The following is a 15,040-nucleotide window of genomic DNA, read 5'->3' as shown; positions in this document are numbered from 1 at the left end:
GAATTCTTCCGGCATCGGCAAGGATTACGAGGCGGTTCTGTCCAACGCCTACGGGCGTGAGTGAAGCTGTCGGGGCTTGTCATCGCTCGCGGCGTGATCCATACTTCGTCCGCCGCATCGACGTCGTCGGGTTCCGGGTTTCCGGGTCGATGGGTTCGATCCCCTTGCCGCGGGGGTCGATTCCGCACTGTTCCGTCCGAGTCACCGTCATATCCGGGTGCCCCTGTGGCGCCCCCAACGGGACTTAGGAATGCCATGGCCGAAACAACGTCCACCGAACAGACCTCCACCGAACTGCACAAGACGATGCGCTGGTACGACGGCTTCGCGATGTCGCTGACGATGCCTGCCGCGTTGATCGCCTCGCTCGGCGCCTCGATCGTCGGCCTCGGCGGATGGGGTGCAGTGCTCCTGTGGAGCGTCTCGATGCTCCTCGCAACCGGGGCGAACTGGATCTACACCGAACTCGCCGCGATGTTCCCGGAGTCGTCGGGAGGTATCGCGGCGTACGCCGCCGAGGCGTGGAAGAAGCGTGCGCCGATCGTCGGACCGCTCGCCGCCATCGGGTACTGGTTCCCGTGGACCACATCGTTATCCGTCTACGCCGGCATCATCGGCGCCCTCGTCCAATCACAGTGGTTCCCAGATCAGGACTGGTCGTGGGAGGTGGGGCCGATCGAGCTGAACTTCCCGATCGTGGTCGGCCTGAGTGTGATCGGAATCCTCTACCTGCTCAACGTCGTCGGCGTTCGCATCACCATGACGTTCGTGTACATCACGGGCGGCATCCTGCTCATCCCGCTCGCGGTGTTCATCGTCGGACCACTGCTGGCCAACGGCTTCGACGTTTCCGGTCTGACCTGGAACCTGCACGGCGTCGAAGGCCTGCGCACGGCTCTCGTCTGGCTCTACGTCATGGCATGGACGTCGTTCGGCGTCGAGGTCTGCGCGACGTTCGCGCCGGAGTACCGGAACACCGTCTCCGACACGGCCAAGGCCCTCAAGGCGGGAGTCCTGTTCTCGCTCGGCGTCTTCGTGCTGCTGCCGCTTATCCTGACCGGGTACGTCGGCGAGGGCGCGATTGCGGACGCGCCCACCACGTTCTACGTCGAGGCCTTCCAGAACCTGGTCGGCGGCGCGGCTGACATCATGGTTCTGTTCCTGATCTGCTCGCTGCTGCTGATCATGGTGACCGGTCTCGCCGACGGCTCGCGCGTTCTCTACAACATGGGCAAGGAGGGAACGAGCCTCCGGCAGCTCGGCGTGCTGAACAAGCGCGGTGTTCCCGTCCGGGCGCTCACCGTGGCGCTGGTGGTCAACGTGCTGGTCCTGACCGTGCTCAAGACGCCGCTCGCGATCATCGTCACGGGCAACCTGGGCTACATCCTGACTCACATCTTCGCGCTGTCGGGTTTCTTCCTGCTGCGCAAGGACCGCCCCGACCTGGCCCGTCCGATTCGCCTGCCGGCGGTCTTCGTTCCGCTGTCGCTGGTGCTCTCGGCACTCCTTGCTGTCATTCTCGTCGTAGGAGCCACGGGATTCGAGGTCACGGGGTACGGCGGCTTCAAGGAGCTGTCGGTGGCGTTCGGCGTGCTGGCAGTGGCGGTCGCGCTGTGGCTGTACCGACGCAACGTGCAGGATCGGCGTTCCGTCCCCGAACAGGTGCAGTCGTGAGCGCTTACGGACTGCTCGCCGGCGCGATCGCATGCGAGGTCGTCGCGACGCTCTCGCTCAAGGCCGCCGACGGCTTCAGCAGGCTCGCACCGTCCGTGATCGTCGTGATCGGCTATGCGATGGCGTTCGCGCTGCTGGGGTTCGCCCTGCAGCGCGGCCTGGACGTCGGTGTCGGCTACGCGATCTGGTCGGCCGTCGGAACGACGGTCGTCGCCCTGCTCGGCGTTCTCGTGTTCCGGGAATCGCTGTCCCTCACGGCAATCGCGGGGATCGCGCTGATCATCGCCGGCGTCGTGCTCGTCGACCTGGGCCACCGCACGCAGGCGCCGTCGCCAGAGGGACCGGAAAGTGCTGCCGCCGTCGTGGAGGGCCACTGACGGTGCGATGACGGAAGGCCCCCGGTACCCGACTTGGGTACCGGGGGCCTTTCTCCGTGTCCGGGTCTCAGGCGTCGCGCGACGTGCGCGCGGCCCGTGTCGGCGCGCTGGCATGACTGTCGAGGATCAGTACGGCGGCGTGCAGCGACGTTCGGGACTCGGCGTCGTCGAGGTCTACGCCGAGGAGTCGTTCGACGGTCGCGAGCTTGGCGTACAGGGTGGGACGCGAAATCCGCAGTCGCTTGGCGAGTTCGGCCTTGTTGCCGCCGAGTTCGAGGTAGGCGCGCAACACGTCCAACAGGTCGTCGTCGTGCCGTGCGCGGTGCTCGAGCAGTCCGCGCAGTTCGGCCTCGGCGAAGGCCTGCACGCGCTGATCCGTGCGGATCAGGGCGATCAGCCCGCGTAGTCGGATGTCCGCGGAGCGGTGACAGACCTTGCCGTCCTGCGGCAGCGACTGCGCGACGTCGGCGATGTGCGCCGACTCGGCGAGGCCCCCTGCCGCGTCCAGCAGGCGCGTCGAGTCCGGGCCGACGCCGACGGTGCACCGCACGACGCCGTCGATCCGGCCGAGCGCGGCGTGGATCTCGGTGCACAAGGAGTGCAGGGCGTCGGGGCCGGAGCCGCTCGGGGGTTGCGAGACCAGGAGGTCGAACCATCCGGTCCGGGGATTGGTCGTGAGCGCCGTCAGCCGTGACGTCCGCACGGCGTGACGGATGGCGTCGAGCATCCGAACCCGCCGGCGCTGTGTGAAAACCTGGTCGGCGCTGGGTGTTTCACTGACGCGGATGGTCACGGGCAGATATGTCAGCGCGGGGCGCAGCCCCAGGGCATGCGCGCGGGCGGTGGCCTCGGCTTCGTCCTGGATGCGACCGCGGCGCAGTTCGTCGACCAGGCCGCTCTGCGCCTGCTGCTCGAGTGCGGTGCCCTCGCGTTCGACCATCCGGCCGAGTGCGAGTGCCTGCGCCGCGCGTTCGAGGGTCATCCGGGTGCGTGCGTCGTTCCCGATCGGGCGGGGAGCGACCAGTCGGCCCCACTCCTGGCGATGGGCGCCCACCGGGGTGGTGATCCAGGATTCCGGACCGCAGACCTCGGTCTCGTGCGAGACGGGCGTCAGTCGCGACCGGCGTTCCCAATCCGACAGCAGTTCCGCGGTCTCGACGTCCTGCGCGGCGAAGGCGAGGACTTGCCGTGCGAGGTCCTCGAGGACAACCGGTGCATCGAGGATGTCGGCGGCGGCATCGACGATCTCGCCGGGCGACGCCCGCTTCATGCTCAGGTCGGTGAACGCCTCGTGCGTGTTGCGGGCGAAGGCCACCTCCGCGTACTGGTCGGCCACGATCGAGCGATGCACCTCCTCGGTGACCTCGACGAATCGGACCTCCCGGTGCAGTGCGACGACGGGCAGAGCGAGTCGGTCGGCGGCCTCGGCGGCCTCCGGCGGGATCGCGTCGACGTGCAGACCGAGCTCGACGACCAGGCCGATCGCGTTGGCGGCGGCCAGGCCTTCGAGGTAACCGACGGGGTCGTCGACGAGCGCGCGCCCCGTGGTGAGGACCAGTTCACCGCCCTGGAGCAGGTTCGAAAGGTCGTACAGATCGCTGACGTGTACCCATCGGACCCGGCGGTCGAGGGAGCCGCCCCCGACCACCTCCGGTTCGCCCCGCTGGAGGACGGGGAGGTCGAGAATGTCGCGGACCGTCGGCTGCATTTACGAAGTGTAAAGCGCAAGTCGGATTCTCTTACAGAGTGCAGGCCTGCGGGAGGCGGTGAAGCGCAGACAGTGGAAGCAGCACGCGTGATCGCGCGTGTCGATCCACTCAGACAGGACTCCATTCATGACCCACAGCGACGGCGCGGCACGGACGATCGCGCACTGGTCCGACGGCAAGAGCTTCGCCGGCACGAGCGGCGACACCGCCCCGGTCACGAATCCGGCGACCGGCGCCGTGACGGGCCGGGTCGCGCTCGCGAGCGTGGCGGACGCCCGCACGGTGATCGCGGCGGCGTCGGCGGCGTTCCCGGCGTGGCGGGACAGTTCGCTCGCCAAGCGCACCGCTGTGCTGTTCAGGTTCCGGGAGCTGCTCAACGAGCGCAAGCACGAGCTCGCCGAGATCATCACGGCCGAGCACGGCAAGGTGGTCTCCGACGCGCTGGGTGAGGTGACTCGCGGCCAGGAGGTCGTCGAATTCGCCTGCGGCATTGCGCATCTTCTCAAGGGCGGGATGACCGAGAACGCGTCCACGTCGGTGGACGTGGCGTCGATCCGTCAGCCGGTGGGCCCGGTCGCGATCATCTCCCCGTTCAACTTCCCGGCGATGGTCCCGATGTGGTTCTTCCCGATCGCCGTCGCGACCGGCAACACTGTGGTCCTCAAGCCGTCCGAGAAGGATCCGACCGCATCGATCTGGATGGCCGAGCTGTGGGCCGAGGCAGGTCTGCCCGCCGGTGTCTTCAACGTCCTGCAGGGCGACAAGACCGCGGTCGACGAGCTGCTCACCTCCCCGGACATCAAGGCGATCTCGTTCGTCGGCTCGACCCCGATCGCGCAGTACGTCTACGCCACCGGAACCGCGCACGGCAAGCGGGTGCAGGCGCTGGGCGGTGCGAAGAACCACGCGATCGTGCTGCCCGACGCCGACCTCGACCTGGCGGCGGACGCGATGGTGAACGCCGGCTTCGGGTCTGCCGGTGAGCGCTGCATGGCCATCTCCGTGATGGTCGCGGTCGGTGACGTAGCCGACGAGTTGGTCGGCAAGATCGCCGAGCGCACGCGGGCCCTCCAGACCGGTGACGGCACCCGTGCGGTGGACATGGGTCCCCTGGTGACCAAGGCGCACCGCGACCGCGTCGCGTCGTACGTCGACGCCGGGGAAGCGGCCGGCGCGGCCGTCGTCGTGGACGGTCGCGGCATCGAGGCGAACGGGGGAGCGGACGGCTTCTGGCTCGGCCCCACGCTGCTCGACCACGTCACCCCCGACATGAGCGTCTACACCGACGAGATCTTCGGCCCGGTGCTCTCGGTGGTCCGCGTCGAGTCTTACGACGAGGCCCTCGCTCTGGTGAACTCGAACCAGTACGGCAACGGCACCGCGATCTTCACCAACGACGGTGGTGCGGCACGCCGCTTCCAGAACGAGGTCGAGGTCGGCATGGTCGGCATCAACGTCCCGATCCCGGTTCCGATGGCGTACTACAGCTTCGGCGGCTGGAAGAGTTCGCTGTTCGGCGACACCCATGCCCACGGCGCCGAAGGCGTCCACTTCTTCACTCGCGGCAAGGTCGTCACCACCCGTTGGCTCGACCCGAGCCACGGTGGCATCAACCTCGGCTTCCCGCAGAACAACTGAGCCGGAAAGGGACACCCGACATGACGATGACAACCGACGGCCCCGTCGTTCTTCCGACCGGCCAGGATCTGTCCGCCGCGCGCGCCGACGGCGAGCGTGCCTACGCGCTCGACCGCGCGCATGTCTTCCACTCGTGGTCCGCGCAGGCGCAGATCGCGCCGATGACCATCCTCGCCGCCGAGGGCTCGTACGTGTGGGACGGCGCCGGAAACCGACTGCTGGACTTCTCCTCCCAGTTGGTCAACACCAACATCGGGCATCAGCACCCCCGGGTGGTCGAGGCGGTGCAGCGGCAGGCTGCGAAGCTGTGCACCATCGCTCCGCAGTACGTCAACGACGCGCGTTCGGAGGCCGCCCGGTTGATCGCCGAGCGCACCCCCGGCGACCTGGACAAGGTGTTCTTCACCAACGGCGGCGCCGATGCGAACGAGCACGCGGTGCGGATGGCGCGGCTGCACACCGGCCGCTACAAGGTGCTGTCGCGGTACCGCTCGTACCACGGCGGCACCGACACCGCGATCAACCTCACCGGAGATCCCCGCCGCTGGCCCAACGACTACGGCAACAGCGGTGTCGTGCACTTCGACGGCCCGTTCCTCTACCGGTCGGCGTTCCACTCGGAGAACGAGGCGCAGGAGACCGAGCGCGCCCTCGAGCACCTCGATCGTGTCGTCCGACTGGAGGGCCCCGACACGATCGCGGCGATCGTCCTCGAGTCGGTCCCCGGCACGGCAGGGATCATGGTCCCGCCGCCGGGCTACATGGCCGGGGTCCGGGAGATCTGTGACCGCTACGGGATCGTCTTCATCGCGGACGAGGTGATGGCCGGATTCGGGCGGACCGGAAAGTGGTTCGCCATCGATCATTTCGACGTGGTTCCGGACCTCATCACCTTCGCCAAGGGTGTCAACTCGGGGTACGTCCCGCTCGGTGGCGTGGCGATCAGCGCGAAGATCGCCGCCACGTTCGCCGATCGTGCGTACCCCGGCGGCCTGACGTACTCGGGTCACCCGCTGGCGACGGCAGCGGCCGTCGCGACGATCGAGGCGATGGAGGACGAGGGCGTCGTCGACAACGCCGCCCGGATCGGCGCCGAGATCCTCGGCCCGGGTCTGCGCGCACTCGCGGAGCGCCACCCGTCGATCGGTGAGGTGCGCGGGCTCGGTGTGTTCTGGGCGATCGAACTGGTCGCCGACCGCGCCACCAGGGAACCGCTGGCACCGTACGGCGGGTCGAGTCCGGCGATGAACGAGGTCATCGCGGCGTGCAAGTCCGGCGGACTGCTGCCGTTCGCCAACTTCAACCGGATCCACGCGGTACCACCGTGCACCGTCACCGAGACCGAGGTGCGCGAGGGGCTCGCGATCCTCGATGGCGCGTTCGATATCGCGGACAACCACGCCGGTCGGTGATCCGACCGGATCAGTGATCCAGCCGATCCGCCCCTGGAGTCCATGGCGTCTCCAGGGGCGGATCGGCCTGTCGCCCGGGCTATCCGGTGGAAGGAGGAAGGCAGACACGGCACATCGGTGCACGGCAGCCTGCCGGGCTGCCCCAGGAAGTTCTGAACAAGATCGAAGACAGAAGGAGTAATTCCATGGGTTCGTCCACCACTCAGCTCGGTCAGATCGGCGCTGTCGCCGGCCTCGTCTCGGCGTTCGCTGCCCTCGTGGGAGCTGCCATCGGCGCCGCGACTCTGTTCATGTAGTCCGGGCACACAACGAAGAAGGCCGGAGGCAGAGCCTCCGGCCTTCTTCGTTGCGTTGTCGGGTCAGGCCGTGAACCCGATGTACTTGGTGTCGAGGTACTCGTCGATGCCTTCGACGCCACCCTCGCTGCCCAGCCCGGACTGCTTGACTCCGCCGAACGGTGCGGCGACGTCGGAGACGACGCCGCGGTTGACTCCCACCATGCCCGACTCGAGCGCGTCGGCCACCCGCAGGGCCCGGTCGAGGTTCTGCGTGAAAATGTATGCGGCGAGACCGTATTCGGTGTCGTTGGCCGCGGCGATCGCCTCCTCTTCGGTGTCGAACCCGGTGATCGCGGCGACCGGACCGAAGATCTCGTCGCGGACGATGCGCGAGTCGGTCGGCACCTGGTCGAGGACGGTCGGCTCGAAGAAGAAGCCGGGGCCGTCGACGGTCCGGCCGCCGGTGCGCACCCGGGCGCCCGCCGCGACCGCCTCGTCGACGAGTGCCGCCACGCTCGCGCGCTGCTTGGCGCTCACGAGCGGTCCGACGTCGACGTCGGGCTCGTGCCCGGGGCCGAGCTTCAGTGCGGCGATCCGCTCGGTGAGCCTCGCGGTGAACTCCTCACGGACCGAGTTGGCCACCATGATTCGGTTCGCCGCGGTGCACGCCTCACCGCCGTTGCGCATCTTGGCGGCCATCGCCCCGTCGAGCGCCGCGTCCAGGTCCGCGTCGTCGAACACGATGAACGGCGCGTTCCCGCCCAGCTCCATCGACGTGCGCAGGACGTTGCGGGCGGACTGCTCGATGAGCACGCGGCCCACGGGGGTGGAACCGGTGAAGGTGACCTTGCGCAGGCGGGGATCGGCGAGCAGCGGCCCGGACACCGCGGCGGCGTCCGACGTCGGCAGCACCGAGACCACACCGGCCGGCAGACCCGCTTCGGCGAGGATCTCCGCGAACGCCAGCATCGTCAGCGGCGTCTCCGCGGCGGGCTTGACGATCATCGTGCAGCCCGCGGCGAGCGCGGGGCCGATCTTGCGGGTGCCCATGGCGAGCGGGAAGTTCCACGGGGTGATCGCCAGGCAGGGGCCCACCGGCACCTTGTTGACGAGGATTCGGCCGGCGCCGCCCGGCGATCGCGTCGAGCGACCCTGGATTCGAACCGCCTCCTCGCTGAACCAGCGCAGGAACTCGGCCCCGTACGCGACCTCACTGCGGCTCTCCTGCAGGGCCTTTCCCATCTCGGCCGTCATCAGCAGTGCCAGTTCCTCGGTCCGCTCGACGACGAGTTCCCAGGCCCGGCGGAGGATCACGGATCGCTCGCGCGGGGAGGTGGCCGCCCACTCGGCCTGGACGCGGCACGCCACGTCGAGTGCGCGGATGGCGTCGTCGGCGCCGGCATCGGCAACCGTCGTCAGTGCCTCACCGGTGGCCGGATCGAACACCGGGAACGTGCCGCCGCCGACCGGCGCGGTGGACTCGCCGTCGATCCACAGCCCGGTCGGGACGCGGGAGACGAGGGTGGAGACATCAATCATCGTTCTGCTTCCGGTAGGTCCAAAGTGGAGTGAGCGTCAATGACGTTCGGTGATCACACCGAGGCGCGGACGGCGTCCTCGATCACGTCGAGCGCGTCGGTGAGCAGATCGTCGCCGATGACGAGCGGCGGCAGCAGGCGCACCACGTTGCCGTACGTGCCGCAGGTCAGCAGGATGACGCCCTGTTCGAGCGCGTACGCGACGACCTTGCGCGTCAACTCGGCATCCGGCTCGGTGGTGCCCGGCACCACGAACTCCATCGCCAGCATGGCGCCGCGGCCGCGGACCTCGCCGATCGCGGGGATCTCCTCGGCCAGCTTCCGCAGGCGGGTCGTCACGACCTCCTCGATGTGGCGGGCCCGCGCGGGAAGGTCGAGTTCGCGCATCGTGTCGATCGCCGCGAGCGCCGCGGCACACGCGATCGGGTTGCCGCCGTAGGTGCCACCGAGGCCGCCGGCGTGCACCTTGTCGAGCAGTTCGGCGCGGCCCGTGATCGCGGACAGCGGAAGTCCGCCGGCGATGCCCTTGGCCATGGTGATGATGTCCGGCACCACCTCTTCGTGGTCGCACGCGAACCACGACCCCGTGCGGGCGAACCCGGTCTGGACCTCGTCGGCGATGAAGACGACTCCGTTGGCGCGCGCCCACGTGGCGAGCGTCGGCAGGAATCCCTCTGCGGGAACGATGAACCCGCCCTCGCCCTGGATCGGTTCGATGATGATCGCGGCGAGCGAATCAGCACCGATCTGCTTCTCGATTTGGGTGATCGCACGCTGCGCCGCCTCCGGGCCCGTCAGTCCGCGCTCGTCCCGGAACGGGTACGACATCGGCATCCGGTACACCTCGGGGGCGAACGGACCGAAGTGAGCCTTGTACGGCATCGACTTCGCGGTCAGCGCCATCGTCAGGTTGGTGCGGCCGTGGTAGGCGTGGTCGAACGCGACGACGGCGGTGCGCCCGGTCGCCAGACGCGCGACCTTGATCGCGTTCTCCACGGCCTCGGCGCCGGAGTTGAACAGCACGGTGCGCTTCTCGTGGTCGCCCGGCGTGAGCGCCGCAAGCTCCTCGGCAACCTGCACGTATCCCTCGTAGGGCGTGACCATGAAGCACGTGTGGGTGAAGCGTCCGGCCTGGTCGCGCACGGCATCGACGACGGCGGGATTCGACGCGCCGACATTGGTGACCGCGATGCCCGAGCCCAGATCGACGAGCGAGTTTCCGTCGACGTCGACGATCACACCGCCGTCGGCGTCGGCGGTGTAGACCGGGACGCTGGACCCGACCCCTGCCGCGACGCTGGCGCGGCGGCGCTCCGTGAGTGCTCGCGAGTTCGGACCGGGCAGTTCGGTGACGAGGTTGCGCTTCTGCGGAAGCCGGTAAGCGATGGTGGTGGTGTTCATATCGTGGAGGACCCCTGTCGTGAAGATCTGACTGGTTCTATTCTGGGTCGCCGTGGAGCGCGGATCACCTGCCAGAATGGAGTGGGGGACTGCCCACGATTCACCATTCCGGACCGCACTCGGGCCGGGTCAGGAGTTGAGATGAGCGTGACCGTCCGGTGGGTGCTGGCGCAGCCGGAGTTGTCCCTGCGCCTGCGCGGTGGTGCTTCCGGACTCGACCGCGACATCGAGTTCGCGATCACGACCGAACTGTCGGACCCGTCGCCGTGGCTCTCGGGTGGCGAATTGCTGCTGACGACGGGGCTCGGGGCTCCGTCGGCGGTGGACGGCTACCGGGACTACCTGCGCCGTCTGTTCGACGCCGGGGTCGCGGCGGTCGGCTTCGGGGTGGGACTGACTCACTCCGAGATCCCGGAGGCGCTGATCGCGGCGGCCGACGAGACCGGACTGCCGCTGCTGGAGGTGCCGCTGCCCACCCCGTTCGCGGCCGTCACGAAGCGGGTCATGGACTGCCTGGCCGAGCAGCGTTACGACGCACTCCTGCGAGCGTCCCGCGCCCAGCCGCGGATGACGCGGGCCGTGGTCCAGGGCGGCGCCCGTGCCATCGTGCGGGAGCTCGCCGTGGCGACCGATGCGACGGTCCTGCTCTTCGACCGCCGCGGTCGGCTCCTAGAGCGCCATCCGACGAACGTAGACGGTGAGACGGTGACGGAGGTGTCCGACCTGATCGACTCGGTGTCGGAGGCTGCGTCGAGCATTGTCGCCCAAGCACATTCGGGCCACTCGATGACCGTTCAACGGATCGGGCTGGGCAACAGCCTCCACGGCTGTCTCGCGGTGGTGAGCCCCAAGCCGCTCGGCTCCGTCGACCAGGTTCTGCTGGGCCACGCCAACTCGTTGCTGGCGCTCGACTTCGAGAAGCCGGTGCGGCTGCGGGCTGCCCAGAACCAGCTCAACAGTCAGATCCTCGGGCTGCTGCTCTCGGAGGACATCGATCTGGAGCCGGCCCGTGAACAACTCGCGCCGGCCGCGGACGACCGTGGCTTCGTCCGCGCCCTGGCCGGGGTCTGCCCGTCGTCGGGGGACGCCGAGGCGGTCGCGTCCTCGATCGCCTCGGCCATGAACGAGGCGGGTCGACCGCTGTTCCTGCGGCGGACCGAGGGACGAATGACGGTGCTGCTGCGCGGAACCGACGACGTCGCATTCGCGAGGACTCTGCTCGCCGGCGCGGGGGAGTCCGTCCGCCGGTCCGCGCGGATCGGTCTGAGCGGTCCGCTGCCCGTCGAGCGCTTCGCGGAGGCGATCGACCAGGCGCAGCTGGCGGCATCGGCGGCCGGAGCCGGCGCCGCACCGCTCGAGTTCTCGGCACTGACGGGCAGCGCGCTGCTCACGTTCGACTCGACCCGTCAGGTACTGCGGTCGGTCGCCGACACGATGATCACTCCGCTCGCCGACCACGATCGTGACCACGGAACCGAACTGGTCGCCTCGCTGCGTGCGTTCCTCGAGGCGAACGGGCACTGGGAGTCGGCGGCAAACGTGCTGGGCGTCCATCGGCACACCCTGCGGAGCCGGATCGCGAAGATCGAGTCCCTGCTGGACTGCCGACTCGACGTCGCCCGGGTGCGCGCGGAGTTGCTCCTGGCGATCATCGCGTCCCAGGCGTAGCGCCCGGACCGAGGTTCCGGGCGCCACGCGGGCAGTGGACTACTGCGCTACCGCGGCGAGCGCGGTCGCGAGCTCCGCGCTGATCGTGCACGCCCGCGCCAGGTCGATGTCGCCGTCGGCCCGGGCCTCGATCACGATCCGGCGCAGCCGGGCGACCACCGGCTCGTGCTGTGCGCGCCACCGCGCCGTCCGGTCGCCGGGGGACTCGCCGTCGCATCCGTGCGTCGCGACGGAGCCGGCCAGTGCGTGCAGTCGCCCGGAGATCTCGTCCCGCAGCGCCGCCGTTGCGAGCGTGTCCCAGTACGCCCGCCGGGGCCAGTGCTCCAGGCGATCGACGACACGGAAGATGCCCAGGTCGTCTCCCAGCGTCAGGTAGGCGTCTGCCACCCGGTCGATCGGAACCCTCAGTGCGAGAGAGCTCTCCGCGAACGGGAGCGCCTCGGCGAGCAGCGGCAGCGAGGTGCCGGCGATCGTGCCGTCGACGACGGTCGCGGGCAGGGACTTCGCGAGCAGTTGACGGACGCCCTCGCGGTACCGCCGTACCTCCGACTGCGGGTCGAGAGGCACGGGCCGGTTGCGCAGCAGCCACGAACACGCGCGCTCGATGAGCGCCTGCACCGCGTGCAGCGGACCCCACGCGTCGCGGTCGGCGGGGTCGACGACAGAGGTGGCGCGGGCCCACATCGCGTCCACCTCGAACAGCTCCGCCACCACCGCGTACGCCAGCGCGACCTGGGGTGTGCTCACCCCGAGTCGCTCCTCGAGCCGGTAGATCAGACCCGGCCCGACGTGATTGATCAACTGGTCCGCGATCTGCGTCGCGATGATCTCTCGGCGCAATCGGTGCTCGTGGATGTGACCGGGAACCCGGTCACGGAACGACGGCGGGAAGTAGTCGACGAGCAGGTGGGCGAAGATCGGTTCGTCGGGGACCTCGGAGCGGAGCAGGTCGTCGCGCACGGTGTTCTTCGAATGTGCCAGCAACGTAGCGATTTCGGGTCGGGTCAGGCCGAGTCCGGCTTCGGTGCGCAGCCGCAGTTCCTGCTTGCTCGGCAGCACCGCGCGGGTTCGGTCCAGCCCGCCGACCGCCTCCAGGTTGACGATCAGGCGATCGTGCCGTCCGAGCAGCGACACGGCCTGCGACTCGGCGAGGCTGATCGCCAGTGTCTGGCTCGCGCAGTCGCCGAGGACGGCGCCCGCCACGTCGGCGGAGCACTCGGCCAGCAGTGCGTGGCGCTCGTCCTCGCTCACCTCACCCGCCGCGACGGCGCCGTCCAGCGCGATCTTGAGATTCACCTCCCGGTCGGAAGTGGCCACGCCGGCGGCGTTGTCGATGAAGTCCGCGTTGATGCGGCCGCCGTGGACGGCGAACTCGATCCGAGCCCGCTGGGTGAAGCCGAGGTTGCCTCCTTCGCCCACCACCCGGCAGCGCATGTCGGCTGCATCGACGCGGACGGTGTCGTTCGCGGGATCGGCTGCATCCCCATCGGTTTCGGTCGAACACTTGACGTATGTTCCGACCCCGCCGTTCCACAGCAGATCCACCGGCGCTCGGAGGATCGCCCGGATCAGCTCGGCCGGCGCGAGTGCGTCAGCGTCGATGCCGAGTCGCGCCCGAACGGCCGGCGAAAGCGGTACCTGCTTGGCGGATCTCGGCCAGACGCCGCCGCCCTCGGAGATGGCGTCGCGCGGGTAGTCGTCCCAACTCGAGCCCGGCGTCTCGAAAAGTGTGCGGCGCTGCTCGAATGAGGCGCCCGGGTCCGGATCGGGGTCCAGGAAGATGTGCCGGTGGTCGAAGGCCGCGACCAGCCGCAGTGTGCGCGAGAGCAACATCCCGTTGCCGAACACGTCGCCGGACATGTCGCCGATGCCCGCGACGGTGACCGGGTCCGTCTGGGTGTCGACACCCAGTTCGGCGAAGTGCCGACGGACCGACAGCCAGGCGCCCCGGGCGGTGATGCCCATCGCCTTGTGGTCGTAGCCGCGGGAGCCGCCGGAGGCGAACGCGTCACCCAGCCAGAAGTCGTACTCGGCGGCAACCGCATTCGCGACGTCCGAGAACCGGGCCGTGCCCTTGTCGGCCGCGACCACCAGGTAGGGGTCGGCGTCGTCGTACACGACGGTATCGGCGGGCGGGACGACGCGGCCGTCCACCAGGTTGTCCGTGACGTCCATCAGCCCGCGGATGAACGCGGCGTACCCCTCGGCGGGTGCGACGCCGCCGAGCAGCACGTACGAGCCCTTGGCGCCGGTCGGGACGATCGGCGAGTTCTTCACGGTCTGGGTGGTCATCAGCCCCAACACCTCGGTGCGGTAGCTCTCCGGTCGGTCCGACCAGCGCAGTCCACCGCGGGCGACCTCACCGGCCCGGACGTGGACACCCTCGACGCCACCGCCGCGGACGAAGATCTCGCGGTGCGGAACGATGCGACCGGGCTGCGTCAGCCGCGACGGGTCGAGCTTGAACGAGGCGTGCTCCTTCACCCGGCCGTCCGCGGTGCGCTGGTACCAGTTGGTCCGCAGCACCGCCCCGACGAAACCCGTCAGCGCGCGCAGGATCCGGTCCTCGTCGAGGGTCGCCGCCTCCTCGACGAGCGTGCCCAGTCGTGTCCGCAACTCGGTGACCCCGCGGTCGCGGTCGGCCAGTGCGGGGTCGAACCGGGCGTGGAACAGTGCCACGACACTGTGGGTGAAGGCGTTGTGGCGCAGCAGGGTGTCGACGAGGTAGGTGTCGGAGAACCCGAGACCGACCTGCTGGAGGTAGCGGACCATGCAGCGAACCAGCACGACGTCGCGCCAGCTGAGGCCGGCGACGGGGGTGAGCATGCAGAACCGGTCGATCTCGAGGCCGTCGGCGGTCGCGGTCTCGAACGCGTCGACGAGCAGTGCGGTGGCGTCGACCGCCCACGTCCGGTCGGGGCTGCTGAAACGGAATCGGTCCGCGGGGGCATGTTCGCCGCTCGGCCGCGGGGCGGCGATGGGTTCGTGTTCTTCGATGCGAAGGCCGAAGCACTCGAAGTCCCTCGCGACGTCGGACAACGGCGGTCGCGCGCCCGGCCACACCACGATCGCGTCCATGGTGTCGGGGGTTTCGGGGGCGTCGGGAGCGTCGCGGGGAGCGACCAGTTTCATGCGGGGGCGGTTGTCGGCGTTCGGAGCGGAGGGGAGCGTCATCGATCCCTTGCTGATGGTCATCACACACCTTGTTCGGTCGGCGGAGTCTGAGTCGTCGGGCCTGGACGCTCTGAGTGTGCCGTGCTCGCAAGGATTTTCGACTGGACAGTTTGTCGAGGCGGGAGGCTGCGATCCACCGAAACGCACATCCGCGTTCCGATGGTTCGGCAG

9 protein-coding genes are annotated in these 15,040 nt (G+C 69.1%); 5 read left to right on the top strand and 4 right to left on the bottom strand.

Annotation, left to right across the window (positions count from 1 at the left end; genetic code table 11):
* Positions 1-255: 255 nt before the first annotated feature.
* Together J2X34_RS16025 and J2X34_RS16020 are read left to right on the top strand one after the other, a co-directional pair.
* The gene (locus tag J2X34_RS16025; protein WP_429518309.1) at positions 256-1,674 is read left to right on the top strand and encodes an APC family permease; all 1,419 of its coding nucleotides are present in this window, start codon (positions 256-258) and stop codon (positions 1,672-1,674) included.
* Positions 1,671-2,051: a DMT family transporter gene (locus J2X34_RS16020; RefSeq protein ID WP_181818884.1), complete on the top strand. Its 381-nt coding sequence runs from the start codon at positions 1,671-1,673 to the stop codon at positions 2,049-2,051. Before J2X34_RS16025 ends, J2X34_RS16020 begins: the two co-directional genes overlap by 4 nt.
* 67 nt (positions 2,052-2,118) lie before the next feature.
* On the opposite strand, the gene J2X34_RS16015 is transcribed toward J2X34_RS16020, so the two are convergent.
* Positions 2,119-3,759, bottom strand: a complete 1,641-nt coding sequence (locus tag J2X34_RS16015) for a PucR family transcriptional regulator (protein ID WP_114723390.1) — start codon at positions 3,757-3,759, stop codon at positions 2,119-2,121.
* 127 nt (positions 3,760-3,886) lie between these two features.
* On the opposite strand from J2X34_RS16015, the gene J2X34_RS16010 reads away from it, so the two are divergent.
* Positions 3,887-5,398: a CoA-acylating methylmalonate-semialdehyde dehydrogenase gene (locus J2X34_RS16010; RefSeq protein WP_114723389.1), complete on the top strand. Its 1,512-nt coding sequence runs from the start codon at positions 3,887-3,889 to the stop codon at positions 5,396-5,398.
* A gap of 20 nt (positions 5,399-5,418) precedes the next feature.
* Entirely contained in the window at positions 5,419-6,810 is a 1,392-nt protein-coding gene (locus tag J2X34_RS16005; RefSeq protein ID WP_429518306.1) for an aspartate aminotransferase family protein, read from the top strand.
* A gap of 359 nt (positions 6,811-7,169) precedes the next feature.
* Here the strand turns inward: J2X34_RS16005 and J2X34_RS16000 are convergent, their stop codons facing one another.
* Entirely contained in the window at positions 7,170-8,627 is a 1,458-nt protein-coding gene (locus J2X34_RS16000; RefSeq protein WP_429518305.1) for an NAD-dependent succinate-semialdehyde dehydrogenase, read from the bottom strand.
* A gap of 53 nt (positions 8,628-8,680) precedes the next feature.
* Complete coding sequence (gene gabT, locus J2X34_RS15995) at positions 8,681-10,027, bottom strand: 4-aminobutyrate--2-oxoglutarate transaminase (RefSeq protein WP_114723387.1); 1,347 nt, start codon at positions 10,025-10,027, stop codon at positions 8,681-8,683.
* 141 nt (positions 10,028-10,168) lie between these two features.
* Here gabT and J2X34_RS15990 point away from each other — a divergent pair, with 141 nt between their 5' ends.
* On the top strand, positions 10,169-11,695 hold the full coding sequence (locus tag J2X34_RS15990) for a PucR family transcriptional regulator (protein ID WP_429518303.1): 1,527 nt from the start codon (positions 10,169-10,171) through the stop codon (positions 11,693-11,695).
* Between the two features lie 39 nt (positions 11,696-11,734).
* On the opposite strand, the gene J2X34_RS15985 is transcribed toward J2X34_RS15990, so the two are convergent.
* Positions 11,735-14,890: an NAD-glutamate dehydrogenase domain-containing protein gene (locus J2X34_RS15985; RefSeq protein WP_429518301.1), complete on the bottom strand. Its 3,156-nt coding sequence runs from the start codon at positions 14,888-14,890 to the stop codon at positions 11,735-11,737.
* Positions 14,891-15,040: the final 150 nt, after the last annotated feature.

Origin of the sequence: Rhodococcus sp. BE178 (genome assembly GCF_050433545.1) — a bacterium.
Classification (GTDB): domain Bacteria; phylum Actinomycetota; class Actinomycetes; order Mycobacteriales; family Mycobacteriaceae; genus Prescottella.
The sequence above is the reverse complement of the archived record's forward strand: the minus strand, read 5'-3'. Positions and strand labels throughout refer to the sequence as shown.

What these genes read in the sequence shown, in the direction of transcription:
- J2X34_RS15990 (WP_429518303.1), top strand. Translation starts at nt 10,169, where the DNA reads ATGAGCGTGACCGTCCGGTGGGTGCTGGCGCAGCCGGAGTTGTCCCTG.
- J2X34_RS15985 (WP_429518301.1), bottom strand. Translation starts at nt 14,890, where the DNA reads ATGACCATCAGCAAGGGATCGATGACGCTCCCCTCCGCTCCGAACGCC.
- J2X34_RS16010 (WP_114723389.1), top strand. Translation starts at nt 3,887, where the DNA reads ATGACCCACAGCGACGGCGCGGCACGGACGATCGCGCACTGGTCCGAC.
- J2X34_RS16000 (WP_429518305.1), bottom strand. Translation starts at nt 8,627, where the DNA reads ATGATTGATGTCTCCACCCTCGTCTCCCGCGTCCCGACCGGGCTGTGG.
- J2X34_RS16015 (WP_114723390.1), bottom strand. Translation starts at nt 3,759, where the DNA reads ATGCAGCCGACGGTCCGCGACATTCTCGACCTCCCCGTCCTCCAGCGG.
- gabT (WP_114723387.1), bottom strand. Translation starts at nt 10,027, where the DNA reads ATGAACACCACCACCATCGCTTACCGGCTTCCGCAGAAGCGCAACCTC.
- J2X34_RS16005 (WP_429518306.1), top strand. Translation starts at nt 5,419, where the DNA reads ATGACGATGACAACCGACGGCCCCGTCGTTCTTCCGACCGGCCAGGAT.
- J2X34_RS16025 (WP_429518309.1), top strand. Translation starts at nt 256, where the DNA reads ATGGCCGAAACAACGTCCACCGAACAGACCTCCACCGAACTGCACAAG.